This window comes from Spiroplasma alleghenense, assembly GCF_003363775.1.
Taxonomy (GTDB): Bacteria; Bacillota_I; Bacilli_A; order Mycoplasmatales; family Mycoplasmataceae; genus Spiroplasma_B; species Spiroplasma_B alleghenense.
Window position 1 is genome coordinate 322,528 of record NZ_CP031376.1, and the last position, 26,188, is coordinate 348,715.

Here is a 26,188-nt window from a genome sequence, read left to right on the forward strand (position 1 = left end):
TATGAAAGCGATACATTTTGGAGCTGGAAATATTGGTAGAGGTTTTATTGCTCCCATTCTATTTCAAGACAAAAAAATTGAGGAAATTGTTTTTGTTGATGTTAATGAAAAATTAGTTCAACAAATCAATCAAGAAAAAAAATATCAAGTGATTGAAAAGGGCAATCAAATTAGTAAAATTGAAATTAAAAATATTAAAGCCATTACTGGGACAAGTATTTTTGATGATACATCTAAACTAAATTTTGATGATTATTCAATTTTAACTATTTCAATAGGTCAAAATAATTTAAAATATATACTACCTCAAATCTTAAAAATAATTTCACAAAGAACAACTCCGCTTGTAATAATGTGTTGTGAAAATGGTAATCGAGTTTCAACTTTTTTTAAAGATATGATTTTAGAACAGGGAGTAAAAATGCAAGACATTAATTTTGTTGATTGTGTTGTGGACAGAATTGTTCCCAATGCTGTTTTTAAAAATTTAGATGTTGAAGTAGAAAAGTATTATTCTTGAGTAGTAAATTTAGATCAGTGGCCTAAAGAAGTTGAAAAAATAACTTCACTGGAATACTCTAATAATATCGAAGGAGAAATAAATAAAAAAATTTGTTTATTAAATGGGGCTCATGCTGCAATTGGGTGATATCGCTGACAAGTTGATAAATTTAAAATTTCTTTTGTTCGCGAATCTTTAGCCCAAGATGATACTATGGAATTTGTTCAAGGTTATTTAAATGAGCTAGTTGAAATTATTAGTTTAAAATATAATTTTGAAAAGACAGATTTAAAAAACTATGCAAAAAAAATTATTGAACGCTTTACAAACCCTTATCTAGATGATGAGTTAGAGCGAGTGTGTCGTAATCCAATTCAAAAATTACAAATTAATGAGCGAATTTTAAATCCCTTGCTATTTGCGATTGAAAAAGATTTGACTTGTAATTACATTAAAAAAACTTTCAAAAATGCTTTAAATTACGCTAACCCCAAAGATAAAGAAGCTGTTCAATTAGTTGAATTAAATCAAAAACTTCCTGAACCTTTATTAATTTGTGAAGTTATTAAAGGAATAACTAATGATTTGGTTAAAAAATTAGTTTAAACTAAAATTGAAATTGTAAAAATTAAAAGGTTTTCAAATTTTTGAAAACCTTTTATTTAGTGTAAAATAATAAAAAGAGGTATTTATGGGTAAAAAAAATAAAAATAACACTTTAACTAATGACGTAGTTTATGAAAAATTTTTAAATAAATACTTTCCTGAAAAAAAGGACCAAAAGTTATTTAAAGATCATAAATCATTGGTTTTTGGCAAGAGAATGAAGAAACCGATTTGAGAATTCATTTTTTTATCAATCAGTTCACTTTTTGTCTTAACAATCGGAATTCTTTATTTTGTTAAATCAGAAAGTCTTTCAAAAATTATTAAAAACGATTACGTATTTTTGTTTATTTCCCTAACTATGACAGTTTTGATATTATTGCGAATCGGAAATATTACAATTGCTAACTACCGTATTAATGAATCATTTATTTCTGACTATTGAACTAAAAAATATTGCAAAATGGAGAATATTGCTTATAACGAATTTAGAGGAAATAAGGTCTATGATTTAATTTTTCTTGATTTAATGGATAAAATTGATCATAAAAAGTTTCCCAATTTAAGAAGAATGCTGTACAGTTGTTTTTATATTTATTTTATTTTTATTATTCAAATTTTAGTTCTAGCAAATATGACCTTTGATGAAGAGGGTACCAAATCAGTGATTGAAATTGTAATTCCAACAATCGATTCATTGTTGGTGATTTATATTTCAAAAGAATATGTAAAAACTTTGGCTCAATTTTACCGTGATCATGAGTATAAACTAATCGAATACATTAACTTTTTTGATTTAAATAACTCTATCATCGATGAATTAACAGTAATAATCAATTCAGATCCTAAAACCCATCAAAAAGCGCTTTTGAATTTTGCTAATTCTTTGGGAAAGCTACGCCGATTTGAATTATATGTTGATTTAAGCAATATTTTAAAAATAATGATTGATAATAATTTTATTGGTGATTTAGATTTAAGAGCCCTTAAATACTACCTATTTATTACAAATTTAGCTTTGGGTAAAATTCTTGTTAACCAAGATGATCGCTCAGAAAACACTTATATAATGAAACTTTTCATTGATGAAGCAATAAAATAAAAAATTGTTTTTCCTTAAAAATACCTTTATAATCAATTGTATGTAAAAAGGAGAAAAACATGAATCATAAAATTTTTAAAATTTGTTATAAACTGGTTTTCGGAATTAATGGAATTTGTATCTTACTTTGAGGTTACATTTCAGGGATGTTAAATACTGAAATGATTACTAACCAATATCATGGTAACTACCAACTCTACACCGAAGAATTCATAACAACTTATACATTTTTATCAAATATTTTAGTCTTGACTTGACTAATATTTTCAGGAGTTTTCCATAAATGGGAAAACAAAAACAAGTATCAATCACAAAACTTTGCTTTAGCTATTTCTTGTTATATTTCAGTAACTTTTATTGTTTATAACTTTGTGCTAATTCCAGTTGAAGGATGACCAAGTTCAGCATCAGATCAAGCTATTACTATTTTTGATCATATGATTAACCCAATTGTAATGGTTTGCTACTTAGTTTTCCTAATGGATGGAAAACAAAAAGTTGGAGTTAAAAAAGAATTCTTAACTAAATTTGTTTGAATTTGAGCAGGAACTCTAGGTTATTGTGTATTTGCAATGTTAAGAGGAGAATTAAGAATTAATTCTGGAGATTACTTCAAAGGAATGGAATACCCATATTTCTTCTTAAATGTTCACTCAGGACTTGGAGTTGTTTGATTTATCATGGCCTTCATTTCTATTTCAGGAATGTTAGTAGGGTTTTCAATGCTTTATAACTTTGCAAGTAATAAAATGATTGAAAAAGAATACTACAAAAAGTGAAATAGTATTGAAGTTATTGAAGAATCAGAACCAAAAAAGATTATCAAAAAAGAATCTAAAAAAGCCGTTGTAGCTAAAAAATAGATATTGGGAAAAACCAGTTTTTTAAAACTGGTTTTTCTTTTGAATTTATAAGGAAGCAAATATGATTATTTCCCCCTTTTTAGGTATAATTACTTTAACCTAATTTTTAAGGAGGTTTTTATGAAAAAAATAACAGATAATCTATATTTGGGTGACAGATATTCAGCCCCAATTACAAGCGAGGTTGTTGTCTCTTGTGCTCAAGAAATGTACCAAGAAATTGTTAGTGATGGGAATAATTTTTTCAACAATAATCAAGGAGGGTACTACTTTAACTTCGAGGACTATCCTGCCAATAACACTCTTGACTCATCTTTGGTACTAAAAGCAGTCAAATTACTAGAAGAAAATGTTCCTAATAAAGAAGTTTATATTCACTGTATTTGGGGTATTAATCGTAGCGCTTCAATCGTTTTTATTTACTTAGTTCGAAATGGTCTTTTACCAAAAAATGATTTTAAATCTGCTCAAAAAGCATTTCAAAAATTGTACCCACCATTTTCGCCAAATCCAGGATGGCAAATATTTTTAATAAATAATTTTCCTTATGATAAATTATGCTAAAAAAAGTTATACATTGAAATAATTTTAAATACAAAGACCATAGTTATTTGATTGCCACAATTGATGGTAAAATTGCTTATTTAAATACTGGCGAAGATGCTATTGATGATTTTAATTATTTTGCTAAAAAACATAATTTAGATTTATTTGAAGATGAGAATTTAATTGATTTGGGTAAATCAACAATGAGTAATTACTTTAACAACAAAACTAAACTGAATTTTGAAGATTTTTATCTTTTTGGCACTGACTTTCAAATTAAAGTGTGAAGAACAACTTTTTCAATCCCTTGAGGAGTAAATATTTCTTATCAGGAACTGGGGGAGAAAATTAAAAAACCAAAATCAGCAAGAGCAATTGGTAGTGCTCTTGGAGCCAATCCCATTTTAATTTTAATTCCATGTCATCGAATAGTTGCTAAATCAAGAAAAGTCAATTATAAAAGTGGTCCGGGTTTTAAAATCTATTTACAAAAAATTGAGAATGGTACTAATACCTAGTTTGTGATATATTAATAAAATAAGTAGGTGAAAAAAATGAGAAAAGATATTATTATTTTTAGCGATTTAGATTCAACCGCACTAGGTGATGATCATTTATTTTCTAAGACAACAAAAGATATAGTTATTGATTTGTATAAAAGTGGTATTTATTTTTGTCCAATTACAGCTAGAAGCGCTGTTGATATTTTAAAGCAAGGAGAAATCTTGCAGCTGGATAAATACAACGGTATCATCGCCGGTGCAAACGGTGCTAAAATTTATGATTTTGGAACAAAAAAGTGGATTTTTGAGAGTTTTATTGACCGAAAAATTATTGAAACTATTTTTAAAGAAACTTATGGAAAAATAGGTAAAATTAAAGTTCATTACTTTGCTGATGACGCAGTTTATGTTTATGGTCAAGGGGAAAATTCGAAATATTGAAGCGAATTGATGAAAATGGATTATAATATTATTAAGTCAGTTGAAGAGATTGATAAACCTATCACCCATTTAACAATTATTTTGGAAAAAGATTCAACTGAAGAGAAAGCTGAGGAATTTTATAACAATTATATTCAAAAACTTGAGGGTGTTGATATAAAAAAATACACTTCAAGAATATTTGAAATAATTAACAAAGGTGTAAATAAAGGTTTAGCAGTTAAAAAAATTTGTGAGTATTTAGGATTTGATAAAAATAAATCAACTTCTTATGCTTTTGGAGACAGTTTTAATGATTTTGAAATGTTTGATAAAGTTAATGTGGGTGTTGCAATGCAAAATGCAATTCCTCAATTAATTGAAATTTCAAACGATGTAACTCTAAATAACAATGAAGATGGAGTTGCTCATTACATTAAAAACAAAATTATTAATAAATAAGATAAAGGAGAAATATTATGTCAAAAATACAGATAAAATCAATGGATGAATTTAACAAATTAATAGCTGAAAAAAAAGTGCTTGTGGACTTTTACGCTGATTGATGTGGGCCATGTAAAATGATAGCACCAATTTTAGAGGAAATCTCAAAAGAACAAGAGGATACTGTTATTGCCAAAGTGGATGTGGATGATTTAGTTGATATAGCAAAAAACTATGAAGTTATGTCAATCCCAACATTAATTCTATTTGAAAATGGGGTAATGAAAGAAAGAGTAACTGGTTTTATTCCAAAAAATAAAATTCTAGATTTAATTAAATAGGTACTGAATATGATAAAAATGATCGTTGTTGATATAGATGGAACACTTGCGTATAAGAAAAGTAAGGTTTCAAAAGAAAATATTGCTGCCATAAGAAAAGCTAAAGAAAAAGGAATTTGTGTTGTTATTGCCACTGGTAGAAACATAAATAAAATTAAAAAAGTTGCAGAACAAATTGATTCACATATGGATAAAAGCCCAATTGTATCTTTAAATGGAGGGATGATTCATTATTGAGATGAAAATCAAATTCCTGAAGTTACTTTTAAGCACCCCTTTGAACCAAAAGATGCATCAGAAATCTTTGAATTAGCTAAAAAAAATAAAGTTATTTTGTTTGCTTATTGTGAAGATGATAATCTAGCTTATGTAAATAAAAAAACAGGTTTATTTATATGATTCTTAAAAAGGGTAAGTAAAAGAAAAATTGCCTTATTTGATAAGGTAAAAGAACCTATTTTAGTGATGAAATTTATTTGTTATGGTAAAAATGAAAATATCAACAATTTTAGAGCTGAAATGACAAAGAAAAAATTTGAAACTTATGCTTGAAGTTATGTAACAAAAGGAACTACAAATTTAGAAGTTAACCCACATACAGTTGATAAATCAACAGCACTTAAACAAATTGCAACGGAAATGAAAATTAAGCCATCAGAAATTGTTTATTTTGGAGATGGAGAAAATGACTTAAAATCAATCCAGTGAGCTGGATTGGGTGTTGCCATGGATAATGCTCCTGAAAAAATCAAGGCTGAGGCAAATGATGTGACTTTACACCATAAAAAACATGGTGTAGCTGTTAAGATTAATGAACTTTTGGAAGAAAACCAATAATTAAAGTAATAGCAAAATCCACTTTTCACTTTTGTGAATTAGTGGATTTTTTTGTAAAATAACTTGTAATAAAGTTATCGTTTTTTATTAATAACTTGTCTAAATCAAGGTATAATAGAAAAAAGGAGATTTATATGAAAGAATACAATTCAAAATGCTTTAAATGTGTTGCTGAGCAACAAAAAGATAAAAAACCAGCAGGAGCAGCAGGAGTCTTGTTTGCAAAAATGCAACAAAATTTAGCAGGTAGTGTGGAAGATGAAGTTTTTGTTTGTCAAAGACATAGATAGTTTTAACAATGAATATTGAAAAAGTATTAGAAAATCTAAAAATTAATTTTAAAGATACTAATGAAGAGCAAAGAAAATCTCTTTTTAATACATATACTAGATATAGACTTCTAAGACTGGCTAAATTAAGAAATAATGAGGCAACAAACAAATATGCTCAAGAATTTCAAAATCAATTAATCTCAAAGATTGAAGAAAATTTAAAATCTGTTTCTTTTAAAGAAATTAAAGAAAGCAAAAAAAATGTTGATTTAGGAGCTGGAGTATATTTAATTTATTTAAAGGACAAAAAAGATAATGTGGTTTTAACCTACGTTGGAGAATCAAAACAAATATGAACTCGTTGGAAAAGTCACTTACGCGAAATAGATCCAAAAACATCTCAAAAACGTAAGCGACTATACAGCAAATTAAAAAAATTATATAAAGAGCAAAATCTTGACTACCGAAAAGTTAGATTCGTAAAAATAGCTGATGAGCCAGATTTGAATAATCGCTTAATCTCAGAAGCGTATTATATTTATAATTTTAAATCACCCATAATAAATGCTAATAATAAAAATCTGAATAGTCGTGCCGCTTGTATAAACGGACACGGTCGTATGTCAAGTTGTTTAAATTACCAAATCCAAGATTTTGAGGTTATTCCCGTGGTGCAATTCCGTTGCAAAAATAAGGAATGCCGAGTTAAATTCGAGATATTTTAGTAAATTATATTATAATTACTTAGAGGAGAGATAAAATGATATTTTTAAATGATAAAAAACAGTTTGAGCTAACTTTAAAAGCTATTAAAAAAAGCGCTGTTAAAAACTCTTTAATAATCGCTGAAGATGGAGCAAGTACTTTAATTTCAGAAGAAAAAACCATCTACTTGGTTTTTGATGAAGTAAAAGGGTGTGTTTACAAAAAAATTAGTAAAACATTGGCCGCTTTCTTAAAAGGTAATAAAAGAGAATTAAACATTGATGTTGATTCTTTTTTAGCAATTGATGATAAGAAAGGTGATGCAATTTTTGATGCTGTTGTTGAAACAGCAATGTTCGAAAACCACACTATGATTTCTTACAAAGAAAAACCAGCTCCAAAATTAAATTTTAATTTAATTTGCAAAGCTGACAAAACTAAGCGTTTTGAAGAAACTGCTATTAAAATGGAATTTGTAAATTTCACTCGTGATTTACAAGATACTCCTCCAAATATTGCAACAAGTGTTGTAATTGCTGACAAAATTGCTGCTAAAGCAAAAGAAATTAAAGGACTTAAAGTTACTGTTTTAAATAAAAAACAAATTGAAGATCTAAAAATGGGACTATTACTTTCAGTTAATGCAGGAAGTTATGTAGAACCAAGAGTTGTTGTTTTGGAATACGTTGGAGATCCTAAAAAAGAGAAAATCGGTCTAGTAGGAAAAGGAATTACTTTTGACTCAGGGGGATATTCATTAAAACCTTCAAATTTCATGGAAGGAATGAAATTTGATATGTCAGGGGCATCAATTATGTTGTCTTCAGTAATGGCTTTAGCAAAAGCGCAAGCTAAAACTAATGTAATGGCAATTGGTTTATTTACAGATAACAGAATCGGGGGTCATGCTACTCTAGTTGAATCAGTAATCACAAGTATGAATGGTAAAACAGTGGAAATTACAAATACAGATGCTGAAGGAAGACTTGTATTAGCTGATGGAATTACTTATGCAGTTCGTGAGGCTAAAGTTGATAAAATTATTGATGCAGCAACTTTAACAGGGGCAATTGTTATAGCTCTTGGTAAATGACAAACTGGGGTATTTTCAACCAATGATGAATGATATAAAGAAGTTGAGCAAGCTGCTCATGCAGGTCATGAACCAATTTGAAGACAACCTTTAATTGAAGAGCATTTAAAGGCAATGCAATGTTCACCAGTAGCTGATTTAGCAAACTCAGAGCCAGGTAGAAATGCTGGAAGTTCAACAGCGGCAGCCTTCTTGGACTCATTTGCAGAAGGAAAACCATTTGTGCACTTAGATATCGCTGGAACAGCAGATGATGGTAAACGTGGTACTGGAGTAATGATAAAAACAATCTTTGAATTATTAAATAAATAATTAGATAACAACCCAACATAAATGTTGGGTTTTTTATTTAATTTATAAGTTTAATTTTATTGTTTAATACTAAGTAATAGTATAAAATAAAAATGTAAATTAAATTATTACGTAGACAAGGAGGTAAATATCATGAAAAGAAACAATTCTATGAATATCGCTTACGTTATGATGATTCTTGCTTGTATTTCGATGTGTTGATTAATCATTCCTTTGATTTGATTAATACCAATGACATTGAAAACTAAAGCATTAGTAAATGAATACAGACCTGCCGCAGCTTTAGGTATTTGTGAAATTTTATTTGGAGCGTTATTTGGACTTATTGCTGGAATACTTGTTCTAATCAACAGCGAAAGCGCATATGTTGAAGAAAGTACTACTTCAAGTAACAACCTTCAAGAAGAAGCTGCTTAGTTTTTTCTGGCTTAATGAAATACATTTCATAAATTAAATGTAACTTCCTTCTATCATCTATTTTTAGAAGAGTTGCATTTTATTTTGAAAATTTATTTTTATAAATATCTTGTTAAATCGTATAATTTAATTAAAATTCTGCCTTAAATAATTTAAAATAATATGTAGTAAGAGAGGTCGACATGGTCTTAGAACAAATCTATAAATATAGTAAAGAAATTCAAACATCCAATGCCTTAATCTCTAAAGCTATAATTGAAGAAATAACCCAAACTAAGAGATTTGATTTATCAATTGTGCAGTTAGCTGAGAAAAGTGGCTGTAATCAATCTACGGTTTCAAAATATATTAAAAATGCCTTAGAAATTGAATCGTATCGAGATTTTGTAGCCACTTTAAATAAAGAAATTACTCGTTATTTTGAGGATAAATACAATAGTAATAATTTTGAAGAAAATACTAAAGCAATTGTTTCAGATTTACAAAGCACTTTAACTCACTTAGATCCAGAGAAAGTAAAACAAGCGGCTGAACTAATTTTTAAAGCTGAAAAAATTTCAGTTGTAGCAATCGGGGGCAATATTGCCTTAAAAAATGAAATCGAACATAAACTATCCCAAACTGGTAAATTTATTATGATTGGCACCGATTGACATCAACAATCAATTAATATTAATTTTATGAAAAAAGATGATGTTGTAATAATGGTTTCTTATTCTGGGGATAAATTTGAAACTAACCGAATCATTGATAAAGCTTATGAAAAAGGGGTTACTGTCATCAGCTTCACTGGTGCCTTTGAATCCAATATCAAAAATAAGTCTAACCTTAATTTTGAAGTGCAGTCTGGGGATGCTAAATTTCGTTCATTTTCTTTCACCAGTAGAATTGCTGCTTTTGCAATTTGGGAAATGATTTTTAAGGATTTTTTAACAATGGATGTAATTACCAGTGATGTTATAGATGCTTGAAAATGGCAACAAAAATAGTTCAAAAAATGGAAATTTCTTATTTCCATTTTTTCCTTTTATACGGAATAATGTTGTAAATATTGGAAATTATATTCCAAATTGGAATATAAAAGAGTATAATTTTATTGGAAAGAAGGAAAGAAAAATGAAATTAGATGTTTTCAAAAGTGAATATATATTTCTAGATCAAGAATTAAATTCACAAGCCGAAGTTTTTAATTTTATTGCAAAAGTTGCAGATGAGCATCAAATCGCAAATGATAAAGCTGCTTTAATTAAGGGTTTTATGGCTCGCGAAGATGAAGGCTCAACTGGATTTGAAGATGGCTTCGCCATTCCTCATGCTCGTATTAAAGAAGTAAAAAATCCTGCAGTAATTGTGATAAGATTAAAAACTGGTATTGATTGAAATGCGATGGATGGTAAATCTACTAATGTGATAATTGCTCTTCTAGTTCCTCAAGGACCTAGTGGTGAAGAACACTTAGCAATTTTAAGTAACATTGCAATGAAACTATTAAATAGTGATTTCAAACAAAAAATGAATACTTTGAAAAGTAAGAAGGCCATATTGGATTTGTTGAAAGCCGAACCAATTAAACAGGATAAACAAGTAAGAGAGAGAGAGAGAGAGAGAGAGAGAGAGAGAGCCGCGCCTTAAGATAGTTGCTATTACTGCTTGTATTACCGGAATCGCTCACACTTATCTAGCAGAAGAGAAACTTTTACAAGAACTACCAAAACATGGTTATGACATTAGGGTTGAAACTCAGGGTTCAAAAGGGGTGGGAACTCCTTTAAAACCAGCAGAAATCCAAGAAGCAGATTTAGTTATTTTTGCCACTGATACCAACGTTGATAAAAGTCGATTTATTGGTAAAAAATGTTATCAAACTAAAGTGGCAAAAGCCATGAAAGATCCGTTGGGAACTGTTAAAAACGCTATTGATTTAGGAGTTAAAATTGAAGGAAAAACAAATTTCACCACTAAGTCAGCAAAAGAACGTGAAGGGGTAATGTCTCATATTATGGCAGGAATTTCTTATATGATTCCTGTAATCGTACTTGGAGGAATTTGTTTGGCCTTTTCAATCGGAATTGCCAAAGCGATTTGAGGACCAACAGCGGGAACTGACGGACCTAATGGGGAATACAAATGGGGAATTTTAAATACCATGAGTTTGGTTGGATCAGCTGCCTTTGCCATGATGATTCCGATTTTAGCAGGGTTTATTGGTAACTCAATATCTGGAAGAGCTGCCATTGCTCCTGCTATGGTTGGAGCATTTTTAGGAAACAATCCAGCCAACTTTATGCCACTACCAGGAATGGAAACCGTGGCAACTCCAGCTGGATTTTTAGGAGCAATTGCGGCAGGTCTAATGGCTGGATATGCGGTTAAATGAATCAATACTTGAAGGGTGCCAAAAACTTTACAAGCAGCGATGCCAATATTCTTTATTCCAATTGTTGTTGGTTTAGGAATTGGGTTACTATTTATTTATGTGATTGGGGGACCAATTGGATGAGTAATGGACCAAATCTCAAAAGGATTTTCCCAAGCTTATCAATCAAAACTTGGAGCCTTTGCTGGGTTTGGACTAGGAATGGCACTTGGAGCAATGGCTGGATTTGATATGGGGGGACCTGTTAATAAAATTGCTTTTGTAACTGGTTCAGCCTTAGTTACAGCCAAAATCTATGAACCAATGGGAGCGGTTGCTGCAGCCATTCCAGTAGCTCCTTTGGGAATGGGAATTACCACAATTGTGGTTCCAAAATTCTTTGATAAAGATACTCGAAGCATGGGAGTTGCTGCCATCATTATGGGATGTATTGGAATTTCAGAAGGAGCTATTCCATTTGCAATTCGTGATCCAAAAAGAGCGGTTGTATCAAATGTTTTAGGATCCGCTGTTGCGGGGGGAATTGCTGGAGCCTTAATGGTAACAAATGCAGCAGCTCACGGAGGACCAATTGTAGCCATTCTTGGAGCGGTTCCATATGGAATTCAAACTCTATTTTTCTTCTTAGCAATTATTGCTGGGGTAGCGACAACTGTGCTGGTTTATTCATCATGATTGCTATATGATGCGGGAAAACCTGGTTCAGTAAAAGAAGCTCATGTAGCTAGAATTTTAGAATTAAATAGTGAATGTAAATTACAAGTTGGGGAATTGAAAGAAAAAATCTTTAATTTGAAAAAAGCTTCTAAACAAGATATCAAAGAGGCAAAACTTTCAAATTTAGATTTTGAAAAAATCAAAACCCAAACTCAACAAGAAGTTGAAACTTTAAAAAATTCTATTAAAGAAACTAAGGCTGACTCATTTGTTAAAAAAGAAAAAGCTAAAATGGCTTTTAACTTAGTTAAAAAAGATGAGGCAACTTTTATGAAAACTAAAAATAGTGAAGTGAAAAACTTTGTTAATACAGTCGGGGTTGATAAAAAAACCCAACTCGCTACTCTAAAAAATCAATTTTCTTCAAATGAATCTCAAGCAAATAAACTTGAAATCAAAAATTATAAAAATGAATTTGTATCACAAAAAGAACAAATTAATGAAAACTTTAAAAAGCAAATTAACGACTATCAAGTTGATATTCGCAAACAATTTGTTGAAAAGTATAATCAATTAGTTTAAAGTTAGTAATTTAAAAGCAAAATGGCCACCAAATTTTAGGGTGGCTATTTTTTATCTGTCATTCCTTACAATTGAAAAAAATTTAGTAGTTAATCTTGCATATTTTAAATTTAGACTTATAATTTAATCATTCCAAAATAATTAGAAAGGAATTGAAGGGATTCTTTTTGATGAAAAATAATTTAATACCTGCAATAATAATTTCTTGAGTATTAACTTTAATATTTTTTGATTTAGCTTTAGTATTCTTTTTACCAATTGTTGAGGAAGAAAAAACCATAATGATGATTTCTTTTGCAGTAACCTTAACAATTTTTATTCTATTAGTTCTAATTTATTTTTTAAGAAATTTTTTAAAACCCAGTAGAAAGTGGTTGAATAAAATACATGATGTTATTTTTTTAAATTTTTTTAGTTTTAAAATAAGAAAAGATATATTTTTAATTGTAATATTTACCATAACAGGAATTGTGTTAATATTTTCAAACTCGTTCACTTTTTATATTTTAGTGTTTATGCTTGTTGCTGATTTTACTAAAAATGCTGAGTTTTTTATCTTTATTTCTTCTGTAAGTTTTATTCTTCTTATTTTACTTTTTGCTGCCCTTATTTGAACTGCTGTAGAATTTAAAAATTCTAATAACAAATCTGAATTCTTTAATCGTTTAAGATACGTTTGTTTGTTATTGCCCATTTTAGGATGAATTTATTTTTTCACTTTTTTACAACAAAGAGATCAATTCAATCAAAAAAATTCAAAATTTCTAAGAAAATAAAGTTTATATAAAATAAAACAGCTGCAATTATAGCTGTTTTAAATAAATATTTAAAATTAATAAATTATTAGATAGGGTCACACAAAATGAAACATTTTACGCTTTATTAAGTTAATGTATTAAAATGTTTACATAGGGTGACATTTTTAAATTAAAAAACAATTTATTTTCGAAGAAAAATTAACAATTGTAGAATATTTTATAAAATCAAATATTCCAGCAAAAAAATTGGGAGAAAAATATGGAATTACAAAAAATTGAAGAATTATTAATATATGAAATCAAAATTTTTATCTCAAAGGGTTCTAGGATTAGCAGAAACAAAAGGACAAAAATTAGAAAGTTATAAAGTAAAATTAACTGATGAGAGCACTGAAAAAGAAATTTTAAAAAGAGAAGTAAGTTATTTGAGAAAAAGTTTGAAGAAATTGGAGGCTAGAGCTATTGTAGTAGCAAAGTGTGCTCGTACAAAATTCAGGGATATAAAAAACAAAGATTAAATTATGAATTATTTAAAACCATTGATTTTTTTTAGAAATAAAGGATTTGATTTGCTTTGACTTTGTGAAATTTCTAAAGTTAACTACAGCGGTTTTAATAATTGAGTAAAAGGAAACAAAAATATTTATAAAACTAAACGGAACGAGAGTTATGATTTAGCGAATGAAGTAATTTTCAATGACTGATATAAAATTTATGGAACAAATAAATTGCTGGGTCATAGATTAATTGCGTCCATCTTAAAAATCGGAAGAAGAACGGTTCTTTCGGCCATGAAAATAATGAAACTAGTGACATTAAATCGCAAAAAACAATATAATTGAAAACAACATACTAATAAAAATGTAAAACCAGTAAATACTGCTCCAAATTTACTAAAGGATGATTCAGGTTTTGTTGATTTTAAGACAAGAAAAATATTTGAAATAGTTTGTTTAGATCTAAGCGAATTTAAGGTAAATGAAGTAAGAATGTATTTATTTTGTTTTATTGATGTTTATTCAAGAAAGATATTAGCAAGGCATTGGTCTTTTATCAGAATCTTAAATCTTTGAAAGTTGATATGAGTAACTTGGTAAGTCAAAATAACTACAAAGGAATAATTATACATACAGATTGTGGAAGTTAATTTCGATCATACTGACTAAAAGATTATTGTTTAAAAAATAATATCATTTTAAGTATGACTGCCGGCTATGCTTCTTATCAGAATGTAATTATTGAGTCTTTTTTAAAACTTTTAAACATCATTACTTTTTCAAAATTCATTTCAAAAATTTAGTGGATTTACTAAATAAAATAAAAGAAGTAACCTGAATTTATAACAATATTAAAATTTATAAAAAAATAAAGACTATACCAGAGAAAATGTTTTTTTAGTGTAGTTAATTAATTATTGTAGTTTGGTGCACACTCTCTAAAATACTTTTAAAATTATTTTTATTATTTAAAATATATAAAAATACAAATATAAAAAAAGTTGCTTTTAAACAACTTTTTGTCTTTTTAATCTGTTATTAACAATAATTCTTTTGTTAAAATTTCGTGGTAATCAGTTGCTTTTAATCTATTTTTTTCAATTACTTTAAAAGTAACTCATTCTTCTTTATCGTCATCTTCACTATAATCTTCTTTGTAAGTTTCGCTTTTAAAGTCGTTCAACATTTCAATCGCTATTTCTAATTGTTCCTCGTCATTTTCGAATGTCTTAATTTTTGTCATTCCGAATGCGTATGTGTCAACAATATAATAAGCAAGGGAAATTTGATACTCAGGCTGTTCCGCAATTTTTTGCATTTCAACTGAATCTGGTTCGTAATCCTCATCAGATGTATCAAAGCCTAAATCTTTTGCAATTTTCACCTCGTTTTCAAATCCTTTTGAAGCATAATCACTACTTAATTTCATTCATTCTTCTCTAGTTTCTGGCGTTTTGAAAGTATAAATTTCACCAATTTCTTTCAAAATCTCCTCAGTCATTTCCTTGTCCACACCTTTTGGATCAGTACCACAAGCAATAACTGCACTTGAAGTAGATACTGTTAATCCAACGGCAGCTAATATTGATAATAATTTTTTCATTTGTTTCTCCTTTGATTTATAAAATCTAAATTAATTATATATACTTATATAATTAATATCAATACACTATTATCCTAAATTTTTTTAGCATTTATGAGTTCATAAAGATAATTATATTCAACAATATTAACGGCACCTGATTTAGTGTTTTTTTCTTTCGATTTTCTCTCCATTTTTTTAACTCTAATTAGCGAATGTAAAAGCAATAATTTCATATAGCGATAAACCTTTGTTTTGCTACAAACAATTCCTGCATTATTTAAAACGATGCAAATTCTTGGATAACCGTAATTTCCGTTTTCTGATTTATAAATGTTTTCAATATTAATTGCAAAATTTTCATCAAAAATAAATTAGCTAGATGGCTTTTTTCTCTTCACTCAGCGATAGTAGCTTGCCGCTATTATTTTAATAAATCTACAAATTCACTGTGAACTGATTTATTAAATCTTTAATAATTTGATTAAAATATCAAATTATTTTTTTGGTTTTTCATCAGTTCATGTAACTTTTTTAATATGAAAATTTTCGCTTCAGCCTCTTTAAGTTTTTTATTTAAATTAGCATTTTAAACCTTATCAGGATTCAAGATATTGCTTCTTGAAACCTTACGGTTTTTGAGTCGGCTCAAATGGTTTAGTCGATTATTAATCCCTCACGAACTAACTCATTAAATTTTTTCAAGATTTTCTTACCATAGAGTAAGATGCATTATATTTTTTTGATAATTCTCTGAAAGATGCTCCTTTTTCAAAGCGCTCATTTACTATGTTAATTTTTTGTTCAATTTTTAGTATATTTGATTTATTACCTTTTTAATTAGCCATAAAAAAATCCTCTTGATAAACTATGAAATTATTCTATCAAGTATAGAATAATTAAAACTTTTTTTGAAACCTTTTTATGTCATTTTTTAGGCTCTCTTCTGCTCTTGCCAAAAATAATTTACAAGATTTAAGGTATTAATTAAAAAAAGGAGATTCATTGCATTTGATGATATTTCCTTTAGGTTAACTTTTTTATCATCTTTTTATGAAACCGTATTTCCCAAAAAAGTTGATATTTTTTAAAAATTTAAGCAATTCCATTTTTACTTATAAAATCCTTAGTTCGCGGAAAATTGCAAATTAACATTTTGGTACTAACTAGTGCTACCTCTCCAGTAATTTCGGTAAAGATAAAATTTTCTGTTTTATTAGGGAGTAATTTAATTTCTTTTATTTCGGAGGTAAATCTATATGCTTCATAAATTGGCGAATGCGAATATCCCAATTTTAAAGGATTTGATAATTTATCTATCCTTTTTTTAATTTCTACCTTAGCTGAGTCAATATCCCCCGACTCTAAAATAGCTGCGACACTATCAAATGCGCCATTACTTGCAAAAACTGCATCTGTGTTTTTTTTATCTTTAGAATTTATTCTACCTAATCAGTAATTAGTTAAATTTTCAAGTTGCTTATTTTTAACTTTGTCTTCGCTTACTTTATTGGTTTGCTTGAATTCGAATTCCAAATCCGAAACCTCATACTCTTGATTACTTTCTGCATCCATAATTTTAATATTTTTGTATTTAAAATTATAAGATTTGTTGCTAATTAATGTCTGACCTCTTTCAATTTTGGTGTCGTAATCATTTTTATCAATTTCTGCCCTAAAACTGTAGAAATTTTCAGTATTTGTATCTATTGTTTTGGACATTTCTTTAATTACTGTTTTTATAAAAATTGATTGAAGTATGTCTTGTCTTCCTATTTCAGCATCCATTTCCTGATTCGGCTCATCAATAAAAATAAATTCACCTTCGTATTTAAATTTATGATTTTCTTTAAAAAAAGTTTTTAACGTTCTCCTTATTAAATTCCTTAAGTTCCGCTTTCTCTTCTTTTCCAGGACTTTCACAAGCAACAACACTAATTGTTGAAGATGCCAGTAGTGAAATAGATCCCAAAACAGCTAATAATTTTTTCATTTTTGTTTCTTCTTTTATTTGTATTACATAAACAATAATATCACCTTTTATTAATATATTATATTAAAGAAAGCAAAAAAATTTGACAATAGATTTGGTAAAACTTTATTGCTCATAGTAGTGGTATTTATTACAATTTTGAGGGTAGAAATTTTTCAAACCAATCTCAGGTGGTTGATTATTTTCTAACAAAAGCTAATAAAAAATTTGAGCAAGATAAACACTACTACTATAAATATAAGGGGAAATACTTATTCTTTAGAGGAAAAAAATCAATTGATTGAAGACATGATAAAAGATGCTTCAGTAAAAAAAAAAAAAAAATGACATTTCGAAATGTTGGAGACATGTAATTTTTAATTCAGGGGAACTATCTGGTTTGGTTCAACAAGCTTATAATGATAAATTTGTTGATGTTTATAGGGGTAAAAATGGAAATTTCTATGTTGACTTAGATGAAGCTACACAATCATACTTTGATTTTGATTAGTAGCACTTACTTAAAATTTAAATAAAGGTGACCAAATTTATTTTTATGAAAAAATTGAAATTATTCATTATCTAGAAAAAGATAAAAAGCAATCTTTGTAATAGGGAGCGGGAGAAAGTAATTGTTAAGCATTATCATTAATTAGGGTTCTGCTAAAAAATTACTAAAGAGTTATTCTGCTTATAAATATATATATATATATATATATATATATATATATAAGGATCTTGAATAAAGGGATTTAACTAGAGCCACAATTTACAAAATAAAACTTAATTATCAAGATAAGTTATATCAATATAATATTTTTAATCATATCGCTAACAAAATGATTGTTTATTAAGAAAGGAAAATAAGGTAATTAACGCATTTATTTGTATTAATTCATTAACGCCGATATTGAAATTTGAATTTAAAAAAATCAACTTTTAATGAAACCAAACAGGTTTCAAATAGTTGATTTTTCTTTTTAAATTAAGAAATTTTTTGGTTTTTACTTATAAAATCCTCAATTTGCTGAAAATTTTGATTTTACGTTTTGATTTTCGACAAGTGTCGCCTCTCCTGTAACCTCTGCGAAAATATATTTTTCTGCTTCATTTGGCATGATTTTAATATCTTTTACTTTTGACGTAAAACGATATTTTTCATAAATAACAGTACTTGTGCTACTTAAATATGTGGAATTAGCTAAAGAATCTAGTCCTTTTTCAAGTTCAACCTTAGCGTTTTCAATATCGCCTGATTCCAAGTACTTTGTAAGTTGACTGCTAAAAGCTGCGTGATTGGCATAAACTGGATTTATTTTATTATTTTTTGATGAGTTAATACCTCCCAATCAATAATTTGTTAGATTTTCCAATTGTTTGTTATTTATTTTGTCTTCGCTAACTTTATTTGTTTGTTTGAATTCAAATTCTAAATCTTTAATATTAAAATCTTTGTTATTTTTTGTATCTTCAATTTTCAAATTACTAAATTTAAAATCATAATTTTTACCGCTTATTAATGATTCGCCTTCATCGATATTGGCATTATAGTGATTACCGTCAATTTCTGCATAAAATTTATAAAAATCGACAGTATCAATATTTATAGTTTTAGACATTTCATTAATAATTGTTTTTGTGAAAATTCATTCTAAGAATGACTGTGAAGGCAATTTCCCTTTAAATTCTTGATCACTTGGTTCATCAATAAAAATAAATTCACCTTCGTATTTAAATTTACGATTTTCTTTAAAAAAGTTTTCAACGTTCTCCTTATTAAATTCCTTAAGTTCGACTTTTTCATCTTTCCCCCCAGGACTTTCACAAGCAACAACACTAATTGTTGAAGTTGTAAGTAGTGAAATAGATCCCAAAACAGCTAATAATTTCTTCATTTTTCTTTCTCCTTTATTTGTATTACATAAACTATAATATCACCTTTTATTGATATATTATATTAAATAAAGTAAAAAAATCTGACAATAGATATGGGACAACTTTATTGGCAAGTTCATTGCTGTTTATTCCCCATTGTAGTGGCATTTATTACAATTTTGAGGGTAGAAATTTTTCAAACCAATCTCAGGTGGTTGATTATTTTCTAACAAAAGCTAATAAAAAATTTGAGCAAGATAAACACTACTACTATAAATATAAGGGAAGAGTCTATTCCTTAGAGAAAAAAAATCAAGCGATTGAAGACATGATAAAGGATACTAAAGTAAAAAAAAGAAATGACATTTCGAAATGTTGGAGACATGTAATTTCTAATTCAGGGGACTATCTGGTTTGGTTCAACAAGCTTATAATGATAAACTTGTTGATGTTTATAAGGGTAAAAACGGAAATTTCGATGTTGACTTAGATAAAGCTGCACAATCATACTTTGATTTTGATTAGTAGCACTTACTTAAAATTTAAATAAAGGTGACCAAATTTAGTTTTATGAAAAAATTGAAATTATTCATTATCTAGAAAAAGATAAAAAACAATCTTTGTAATAGGGAGCGGGAGAAAGTGATTTTTAAGTATTATCATGAATAAAGGTTATGCTAAAAAAATACTAAAGAGTTATTATGCTTATAAATATAGATATAAGGATCTTGAATAAAGCGATTTAGCTCGAACCACAATTTATAAAATAGAACTTAATTATCAAGATAAGTTATACCAATATAATATTTTTAATCTTATTTGTGACAAAATAATTATTAATTAAGAAACGAAAATAAGTTAATAAATGCATCTATTTATATTAATTCATTGACATTGATATTGGAATTTAATTTTTTCCAAAATTATTGAATTTTAAAATTTATAATTTTTTAGTTTTAATTTGTTCTTTTATAAATATTTAAATTTAAAAAAATCAACTTTTGAAACTTATTCGGTTTCATGAAAAGTTGATTTTATTTTAAAAAGTAAAATTTTTTTTGTTTTTACTTAAAGAATGCTCAAGTTGCAGAAAATTTTGATTTTACACTTTGATCTCCAACAAGTGTCGCTTCACCACTAACTTCGGCAAAAATAAATTTATCTGTTTGGTTAGGTAGTATTTTAATATCTTTAATTTCTGAGGTAAATTTATATTTTTCGTATAAAGTAGTATTAGAACCACCCAAATTTTTAGCATTTGAAAGTTTATCCATTGCTTCTTTAATCTGTGTTTTGGCTGAATCAATTTCTCCAGACTCTAAAATTCCAGCTATTTTACTAAAATTCCCATGGGTTGCATAAACTGGATTCATTTTTTGATTTTTTGATGAGTTTATTCCTCAATACCAATTATTTGTTAAATTTTCCAATTCTTTCTCTTTTATTTTATCCTCAGTGACTCTATTAGTTTGTTTAAATTCAAATTCAAAATCAACTAATTCAAAATCCTGATTATTTTTTGTATCATTGATTTTCATATTGTTAAATTTGAAATTATAAATTTTACCACTTACTAAAGACTGGTTTTCTTCTACCTGTGTGTCATAGTGGTTTCTATCAATTTCGGCATAAAATTGATAAAAATCTTCAGTTTCTACATTTATAGTTTTAGACATTTCATTAATAACGGTTTTTATAAAAATCCAGTTTAGAAAGCTTTGTGTGGATAACTTAGCTTCCATTGTTTCGCTTGGTTCATCAATAAAAATAAATTCACCTTCGTATTTAAATTTATGATTTTCTTTAAAAAAGTTTTCAACGTTCTCTTTGTTAAATTCCTTAAGTTCCACTTTTTCATCTTTCCCCCCAGGACTTTCACAAGCAACAACGCTAATTGTTGAAGATGCCAGTAGTGAAATAGATCCCAAAACAGCCAATAATTTTTTCATTTTTCTTTCTCCTTTTTTGTAATTTTATTAACATAAATTATAATATCATTTTTATTTGATATATACTATTAAAGAAAGGTAAAAAATTAATTAAATATGAAAATAATGGAAAATAAAAAAAATAAAGATAAAGATAAGAACAAAATAAAGCAAAAAATTTTGACGATAAGTATGGCAACAACTTTATTGGCAAGTTCATTGCTATTTATTCCCCATAGTAGTGGTATTTATTACAATTTTGAGGGTAGAAATTTTTCAAATCAATCTCAGGTAGTTGATTATGCTCTAACAAAAGCTAATAAAAAAATTGAGCAAGATAAACACTACTACTATAAATATAAGGGAAAAGTTTATTCTTTAGAGGAAAAAAATCAAGCGATTGAAGACATGATAAAAGATGCTAAAGTAAAAAAAGAAATGACATATCGAAATGTTGGAGACTATGTGATTTCTAATTCAGGTGAACTATCTGGTTTGGTTCAACAAGCTTATAATGATAAACTTGTTGATGTTTATAAGGGTAAGAATGGAAATTCCTATGTAGACTTAGATGAAGCTGCGCAGTCTTACTTTGATTTTGATGAGGTTTTATTGACAGAGAACCTAAATAAGGATTCAAGTGTTCCTATTGAATTTTATAACGAAAGTGAAATGATTCAATATTTAGAAAATAGCAAAAAAGAATCTCTTGAAAATGGTGAAGAAAGTGATTGTTATGTAGTTTCGGGAATTTGTCAAGACGAAGGTTCTGTTAAAAAATGACTAAAAAGTTCTTCCACTTATAAATATAGATATAAGGATTATGAGTGAAGTAATTTTGCTCCTGCAGAAATTGATAAAATAGATCTCAATAGCCAAGATTTGGTATATAAAGAAAATATATTTCCACATAGTGGAAATAAAAACGCATATTGATTGGGAATTGATAATCTGGGTACTGGAGCTTTTAGTGGAAGCCAGTTTATTGAAACTAATATGGACAACGATGCTGTTTTAAATAAAATTAAACATGGATGAAGTGTTAAACAGAGTGATACAATAAATATTTTTCTTTCTCCGATTGTGGGATTTGGAACTTTAGCTACAATGAAGTGAGATGTAGAGGATTCTAGAAATTCTGAAGAAGGAAAATGAACAATTTTAGACAATGTTTTTTTTGGTGACGAAGAAGCTTATGAAAATTTCTTTACCGATGTAGAATCAAAATCTGGAATTAATCTGATAGATTCTATCAGTGGTGACTTATACTACGAAAACATTGAAAAAGATTTGACAGGAATTGGAAAGAACATGGACTCTCAAACTAAAACGCTAGTATTTTTTAGAAAATTGGCAAATGCCTCTTTAATGAAAAACAATAGTCAAAATGAAAAATTAATGCTAGAATTTGAAAACCTTTGCAAAGAAACTTTAAGAAATGTAATTGATACGGGTAGTGAAAATACAAAAGCCGCTTATGATGAATTATTCAAACTAGATAATCCAAGTATTGCGGTTGATGATATTATAAATGTCTTTTTAAATCCAGCTGCATTTCAATATAAAGATGATGCAGGTCGAGAAGGGTTTTACAAATTTATGGTTGAAGCAAATAAAGTTGTTGATGCTGTAATGGCTCCAGTAGATACTTTGACAAATATAGTCGATGGTACCTATGACTATCTAGGTAAAAGAAAAAAAGATAAATTAACTCATCAGAATCGTCTTGATATAATTGATGCAAGAACCGAGATGATAAAATCAACTTATGGGGAAAATGAATTTATTAAGGCAGATGATGGACAGTATTATACAAGGGATGAATTAATTAGAATTAATGAATCTGATGTAACTAATGTTGATATCGGTGCGGATAGAAATATAAAATTTAATGATCCAAATGCTTCGAAATTAAAAAAAATTACAAAAGGATTTAATGCCGTGCAAATTGCATGGGAACTAGGTAATAAACTATCACCATTTAAAATGAAAACAATGTCATTGGATTTTGGAGAAGGTCAGGAGTTATTATACACTTATATGTCATTCTCACTACCTTTTGCTGGTGAAATAAATAAGCATGACCCATCAGAATATATTACACCAACTTTCCTTTACAAGGGTGTTGGTGGAAAAGATGAAAAAGGTTTTAGAGTAAAGGGAAGTTATTTTAATAATGAAACCGATGCTATAAATTACATGAAAACTTTAATGATTAGAAATCCAGAAGAATATTCACAAATATCAAAATTTACAGTAAGCATCATGGATAAAAACGAAGAAATGGCTATATCAAATGACGGATACACATCTGTAGAAGAACAACTCGATGAGTTTATCGATAATATTTTTAAAAAATATTATGCAAATACGAAGCAAAGATACTTTACCGATGGATTTGGTAACAAATTTGATAATCAAATTGATGCAATTGCAAGTATGAGGGAAAATATAAGTAAAAAGAATTTTATTAGAAAATATCAGTGAACTGATAAATTAGGAATAAAAAGAAACTATGATACTTATGTGGAGATGAAAGAAGTACAAGATATATATATTAAAAATACCTATATTGATCAGAAAAAAGTTATTTCAAGTGATTTAATTTCAGAAATTGATTACAACAAATTGGACGAACAAACAGGTAGCCAAAACGAATATTACTCACTAATTGATGGAACAAAAAAAAGATATTTTAAAACATATGAAGATGCTTGCGCTTTTGTAGTTAATAAAAATCAATTTGAACTAAATATTGATGAAGTAACAAATATTTACATTACTTATAACGGGGATATTTTTGAATCTGAACAGAGTTTTATGTTGTGAGTAAAAGAAAATACAAAAGTAACAAACAAAAAAGGGGAGGAGATAAATTATGTCAATTAGTATGATGAAGACTTTATTATCAATAAATTTTGCACTTTCAGCTGGTGCAAGCACAGCAGTTATGGCTTTAGACCAAATCGTTGAAGAAGATCATGAATATGAAGTTGAATCTATGAAAAACCTTATTAAAAGCCAATCTAAAGTAGTTTCCACAGATCACATTTTTAATTTTGAAGATAAAGAATTTCATGGCCGCGAAGAACTTGATAAATATATTGTTGAACATGGTTTAATCGAAGAGTATATGACCTCGTCTAATTTAAGTTACATAATAAAAGATCACCAAAATAATATTTTAGATAAGGATAAAATTTATGGAACTGATTTTGATGATTTTGAATTAGCATATCGCGATGCCTTTGGTAATGCCCTAACTTCAAGAAGCAAGGCTTTGAACTCATATACCAATAAGGGATTGATTCGTCAAAAATATAGTTATGATTACCAAGGGTGATATGATTCTCCAGCAGAAGCTAAGGATAACTTTGTTTATTCTGGAGGATTAGAAAAATCTTTATACTACCAAGTTGATCAAAGATACTATAATTTATTTAACAGCACAGATCAAGAAGAGCTTAAATCAACATTTCTTGATGGATATAATTTTAAGGCAAGTAATTTTACCAAAAAAGATAAATTATATGGGGATAATCAAAAAATTGAAAGACAAGTATACAATAACTATCGAGACACTTGGACTAAATTTGAAAAGACTCCTTCTACTGCAGGAATTGAAGATAATCTAAACTACAAAGATTATATCGAATATAGTTCTGGTAATACAGTTAAGCTATATGGACCAAACGGGGTTATTTTCAATTTAAATGGTAAGGAAAATTGAGGGGGAGTTGAAATTCCAGAAATTTACAATTCAGATTACAATGCTCGCTACTTCTTAAATAGATGGAATTATGGTGCATATAAAACTAAGGTACCCTTAAAAGAGGGGAGCAAAAAAGTTAGACGATGCAGAATAGTTTACTACTTGTCTTTCTATACTGGGAAGGAAAATGAAAAATGAAATTATCTGCAAATTTATCTAGACAGAAATCATTTGGACAAAAATAATAATTACATTGAAATTGATTTTAATAAGTTATGAGGTTCAGATAATTACGGTTCAATTATCAATCTATATTCTAGAAAACTTAAAGAACTTGAAGAACTTGATGAAAAAAATAAAAACCAATATCTAATATCAACATATTCGGGTTTAGATTATAATATCAGCACAGCAAAAGATATTCCAACACAAGACGTCCAAGCAATGTATGCGACTTGATTTCCATATTTTGTAAAAGATGAATTATTAAATTTCAATAAAATTCCATATGGAGAATACAACAAGTATGGAGTTAAAAGAGACCAGCTTTATGACATTAATGGTCGTAAGGGGTATGAATATTCTTTATCTGATGGTCTAGAATATTACCACAATACTATTAAGCCTGATTTATATAAAAATTATGTGGGAACAGATCAACACGGAAATGACCTTTATCGCATTAATAATAATTTTGATGCAACTGCAGAAGAATTAGAAAACTATATGTATTTAGCAGGAAAACAAGACATTAGATTAATGTATACTTTCACTGGTGAGAGAAATTATTCTTCAATTGATGGACTAGCATTGGCACCAACCCAAGCAGAAGCACAAGAAAAACTATTCCAAATTGAAAGAAGTATTTTAAGTAAAAAATACTTCGCCTATGATGTTTATGGAAACTATGAGGTTTCTGGAAACAACGAGGACGAAGCAATTAGAAAACTACAACAAAAAGTAGATTTACAAGCTAAATACGTTCACAAAGATGAAGTAAAAAGCTGAAATAATCGCCCAATTAGTTTTGAAAATATTATCAGTGATGGGGTATATATTACTTATAAAACCTTAATTAACGATGAATTTGTTTATTTCTTAAACCACCATGATGCTTATAATGCTTTAACTGGGGAAATGAATGGACAAACTGTTGTGACAAATAAAACTGTTAATGTTTATTTATATAGTGAAAAACAAGGTAATGGTTATGTTGAACATACTTATACCAACGAATTTGAGCTAGAAATGTTAGCTAACAAACTTTTAGGCTATGCACATTAGT

At 28.1% G+C, this 26,188-nt stretch carries 26 protein-coding genes; 20 read left to right on the forward strand and 6 right to left on the reverse strand.

All coding sequences use genetic code 4. The features are described 5' to 3' along the window. Nucleotide 1 precedes the first annotated feature (1 nt). The 18 genes from SALLE_RS01450 to SALLE_RS01525 all read left to right on the forward strand — a co-directional run bounded on the left by SALLE_RS01450 (nt 2) and on the right by SALLE_RS01525 (nt 14,434). The gene (locus SALLE_RS01450; RefSeq protein ID WP_162807921.1) at nt 2-1,108 is read left to right on the forward strand and encodes a mannitol dehydrogenase family protein; all 1,107 of its coding nucleotides are present in this window, start codon (nt 2-4) and stop codon (nt 1,106-1,108) included. An 85-nt stretch (nt 1,109-1,193) separates the two neighbouring features. Beyond that, a complete protein-coding gene (locus tag SALLE_RS01455; RefSeq protein ID WP_115557868.1) occupies nt 1,194-2,210 on the forward strand; it encodes a hypothetical protein in 1,017 nt (338 codons plus the stop codon). Nucleotides 2,211-2,269: 59 nt separating this feature from the next. After that, nucleotides 2,270-3,073: a Pr6Pr family membrane protein gene (locus SALLE_RS01460; protein ID WP_115557869.1), complete on the forward strand. Its 804-nt coding sequence runs from the start codon at nt 2,270-2,272 to the stop codon at nt 3,071-3,073. A gap of 120 nt (nt 3,074-3,193) precedes the next feature. After that, complete coding sequence (locus SALLE_RS01465) at nt 3,194-3,637, forward strand: protein-tyrosine phosphatase family protein (protein ID WP_115557870.1); 444 nt, start codon at nt 3,194-3,196, stop codon at nt 3,635-3,637. Next, complete coding sequence (locus SALLE_RS01470; protein ID WP_115557871.1) at nt 3,631-4,137, forward strand: methylated-DNA--[protein]-cysteine S-methyltransferase; 507 nt, start codon at nt 3,631-3,633, stop codon at nt 4,135-4,137. The genes SALLE_RS01465 and SALLE_RS01470 overlap by 7 nt, the downstream gene beginning before the upstream one ends. A gap of 36 nt (nt 4,138-4,173) precedes the next feature. After that, nucleotides 4,174-5,004 carry a Cof-type HAD-IIB family hydrolase gene (locus tag SALLE_RS01475; RefSeq protein WP_115557872.1) on the forward strand — a complete coding sequence of 277 codons (831 nt, stop codon included), beginning with the start codon at nt 4,174-4,176 and terminating at the stop codon, nt 5,002-5,004. A gap of 17 nt (nt 5,005-5,021) precedes the next feature. After that, the gene (trxA, locus tag SALLE_RS01480) at nt 5,022-5,327 is read left to right on the forward strand and encodes a thioredoxin (RefSeq protein WP_218936932.1); all 306 of its coding nucleotides are present in this window, start codon (nt 5,022-5,024) and stop codon (nt 5,325-5,327) included. A gap of 9 nt (nt 5,328-5,336) precedes the next feature. Then, entirely contained in the window at nt 5,337-6,164 is an 828-nt protein-coding gene (locus SALLE_RS01485) for a Cof-type HAD-IIB family hydrolase (protein WP_115557873.1), read from the forward strand. 134 nt (nt 6,165-6,298) lie between these two features. After that, on the forward strand, nt 6,299-6,454 hold the full coding sequence (locus SALLE_RS05985) for a hypothetical protein (protein ID WP_170126453.1): 156 nt from the start codon (nt 6,299-6,301) through the stop codon (nt 6,452-6,454). Between the two features lie 8 nt (nt 6,455-6,462). Beyond that, on the forward strand, nt 6,463-7,161 hold the full coding sequence (locus SALLE_RS01490; RefSeq protein WP_115557874.1) for a GIY-YIG nuclease family protein: 699 nt from the start codon (nt 6,463-6,465) through the stop codon (nt 7,159-7,161). A gap of 35 nt (nt 7,162-7,196) precedes the next feature. Then, on the forward strand, nt 7,197-8,546 hold the full coding sequence (locus SALLE_RS01495) for a M17 family metallopeptidase (protein WP_115557875.1): 1,350 nt from the start codon (nt 7,197-7,199) through the stop codon (nt 8,544-8,546). A 132-nt stretch (nt 8,547-8,678) separates the two neighbouring features. Then, on the forward strand, nt 8,679-8,963 hold the full coding sequence (locus tag SALLE_RS01500; protein WP_245886018.1) for a hypothetical protein: 285 nt from the start codon (nt 8,679-8,681) through the stop codon (nt 8,961-8,963). A gap of 182 nt (nt 8,964-9,145) precedes the next feature. Further along, nucleotides 9,146-9,952 (forward strand): MurR/RpiR family transcriptional regulator, encoded by an 807-nt coding sequence (locus tag SALLE_RS01505; RefSeq protein WP_115557876.1) that lies wholly within the window; start codon nt 9,146-9,148, stop codon nt 9,950-9,952. Nucleotides 9,953-10,079: 127 nt separating this feature from the next. Further along, nucleotides 10,080-10,595: a PTS sugar transporter subunit IIA gene (locus SALLE_RS06045; RefSeq protein ID WP_218936933.1), complete on the forward strand. Its 516-nt coding sequence runs from the start codon at nt 10,080-10,082 to the stop codon at nt 10,593-10,595. A 31-nt stretch (nt 10,596-10,626) separates the two neighbouring features. After that, nucleotides 10,627-12,579: a PTS fructose transporter subunit IIC gene (locus SALLE_RS01510; RefSeq protein ID WP_484356118.1), complete on the forward strand. Its 1,953-nt coding sequence runs from the start codon at nt 10,627-10,629 to the stop codon at nt 12,577-12,579. A 170-nt stretch (nt 12,580-12,749) separates the two neighbouring features. After that, nucleotides 12,750-13,355, forward strand: a complete 606-nt coding sequence (locus SALLE_RS01515; protein WP_115557877.1) for a hypothetical protein — start codon at nt 12,750-12,752, stop codon at nt 13,353-13,355. Between the two features lie 275 nt (nt 13,356-13,630). Continuing rightward, nucleotides 13,631-13,855: a hypothetical protein gene (locus SALLE_RS01520; RefSeq protein ID WP_115557878.1), complete on the forward strand. Its 225-nt coding sequence runs from the start codon at nt 13,631-13,633 to the stop codon at nt 13,853-13,855. Between the two features lie 3 nt (nt 13,856-13,858). Continuing rightward, on the forward strand, nt 13,859-14,434 hold the full coding sequence (locus SALLE_RS01525; protein WP_115557879.1) for a hypothetical protein: 576 nt from the start codon (nt 13,859-13,861) through the stop codon (nt 14,432-14,434). Nucleotides 14,435-14,861: 427 nt separating this feature from the next. Here the strand turns inward: SALLE_RS01525 and SALLE_RS01530 are convergent, their stop codons facing one another. From SALLE_RS01530 to SALLE_RS01555, 6 genes are all read right to left on the reverse strand, one after another. After that, the gene (locus SALLE_RS01530; protein WP_115557880.1) at nt 14,862-15,437 is read right to left on the reverse strand and encodes a lipoprotein; all 576 of its coding nucleotides are present in this window, start codon (nt 15,435-15,437) and stop codon (nt 14,862-14,864) included. Between the two features lie 74 nt (nt 15,438-15,511). Then, nucleotides 15,512-15,787, reverse strand: coding sequence for an IS3 family transposase (locus SALLE_RS06130; protein ID WP_115557881.1), 276 nt, complete (start codon nt 15,785-15,787; stop codon nt 15,512-15,514). A 724-nt stretch (nt 15,788-16,511) separates the two neighbouring features. Continuing rightward, complete coding sequence (locus SALLE_RS01540; protein WP_115557882.1) at nt 16,512-17,204, reverse strand: hypothetical protein; 693 nt, start codon at nt 17,202-17,204, stop codon at nt 16,512-16,514. Between the two features lie 61 nt (nt 17,205-17,265). Further along, on the reverse strand, nt 17,266-17,409 hold the full coding sequence (locus tag SALLE_RS05940; protein ID WP_162807922.1) for a lipoprotein: 144 nt from the start codon (nt 17,407-17,409) through the stop codon (nt 17,266-17,268). A 983-nt stretch (nt 17,410-18,392) separates the two neighbouring features. Beyond that, nucleotides 18,393-19,283: a lipoprotein gene (locus SALLE_RS01550; RefSeq protein WP_115557884.1), complete on the reverse strand. Its 891-nt coding sequence runs from the start codon at nt 19,281-19,283 to the stop codon at nt 18,393-18,395. Nucleotides 19,284-20,327: 1,044 nt separating this feature from the next. After that, the gene (locus tag SALLE_RS01555) at nt 20,328-21,212 is read right to left on the reverse strand and encodes a lipoprotein (RefSeq protein WP_115557885.1); all 885 of its coding nucleotides are present in this window, start codon (nt 21,210-21,212) and stop codon (nt 20,328-20,330) included. A 105-nt stretch (nt 21,213-21,317) separates the two neighbouring features. Here SALLE_RS01555 and SALLE_RS01560 point away from each other — a divergent pair, with 105 nt between their 5' ends. After that, nucleotides 21,318-24,080 carry a hypothetical protein gene (locus tag SALLE_RS01560; protein WP_162807923.1) on the forward strand — a complete coding sequence of 921 codons (2,763 nt, stop codon included), beginning with the start codon at nt 21,318-21,320 and terminating at the stop codon, nt 24,078-24,080. Continuing rightward, nucleotides 24,070-26,187 (forward strand): hypothetical protein, encoded by a 2,118-nt coding sequence (locus SALLE_RS01565; protein ID WP_115557887.1) that lies wholly within the window; start codon nt 24,070-24,072, stop codon nt 26,185-26,187. The genes SALLE_RS01560 and SALLE_RS01565 overlap by 11 nt, the downstream gene beginning before the upstream one ends. Nucleotide 26,188 lies beyond the last annotated feature (1 nt).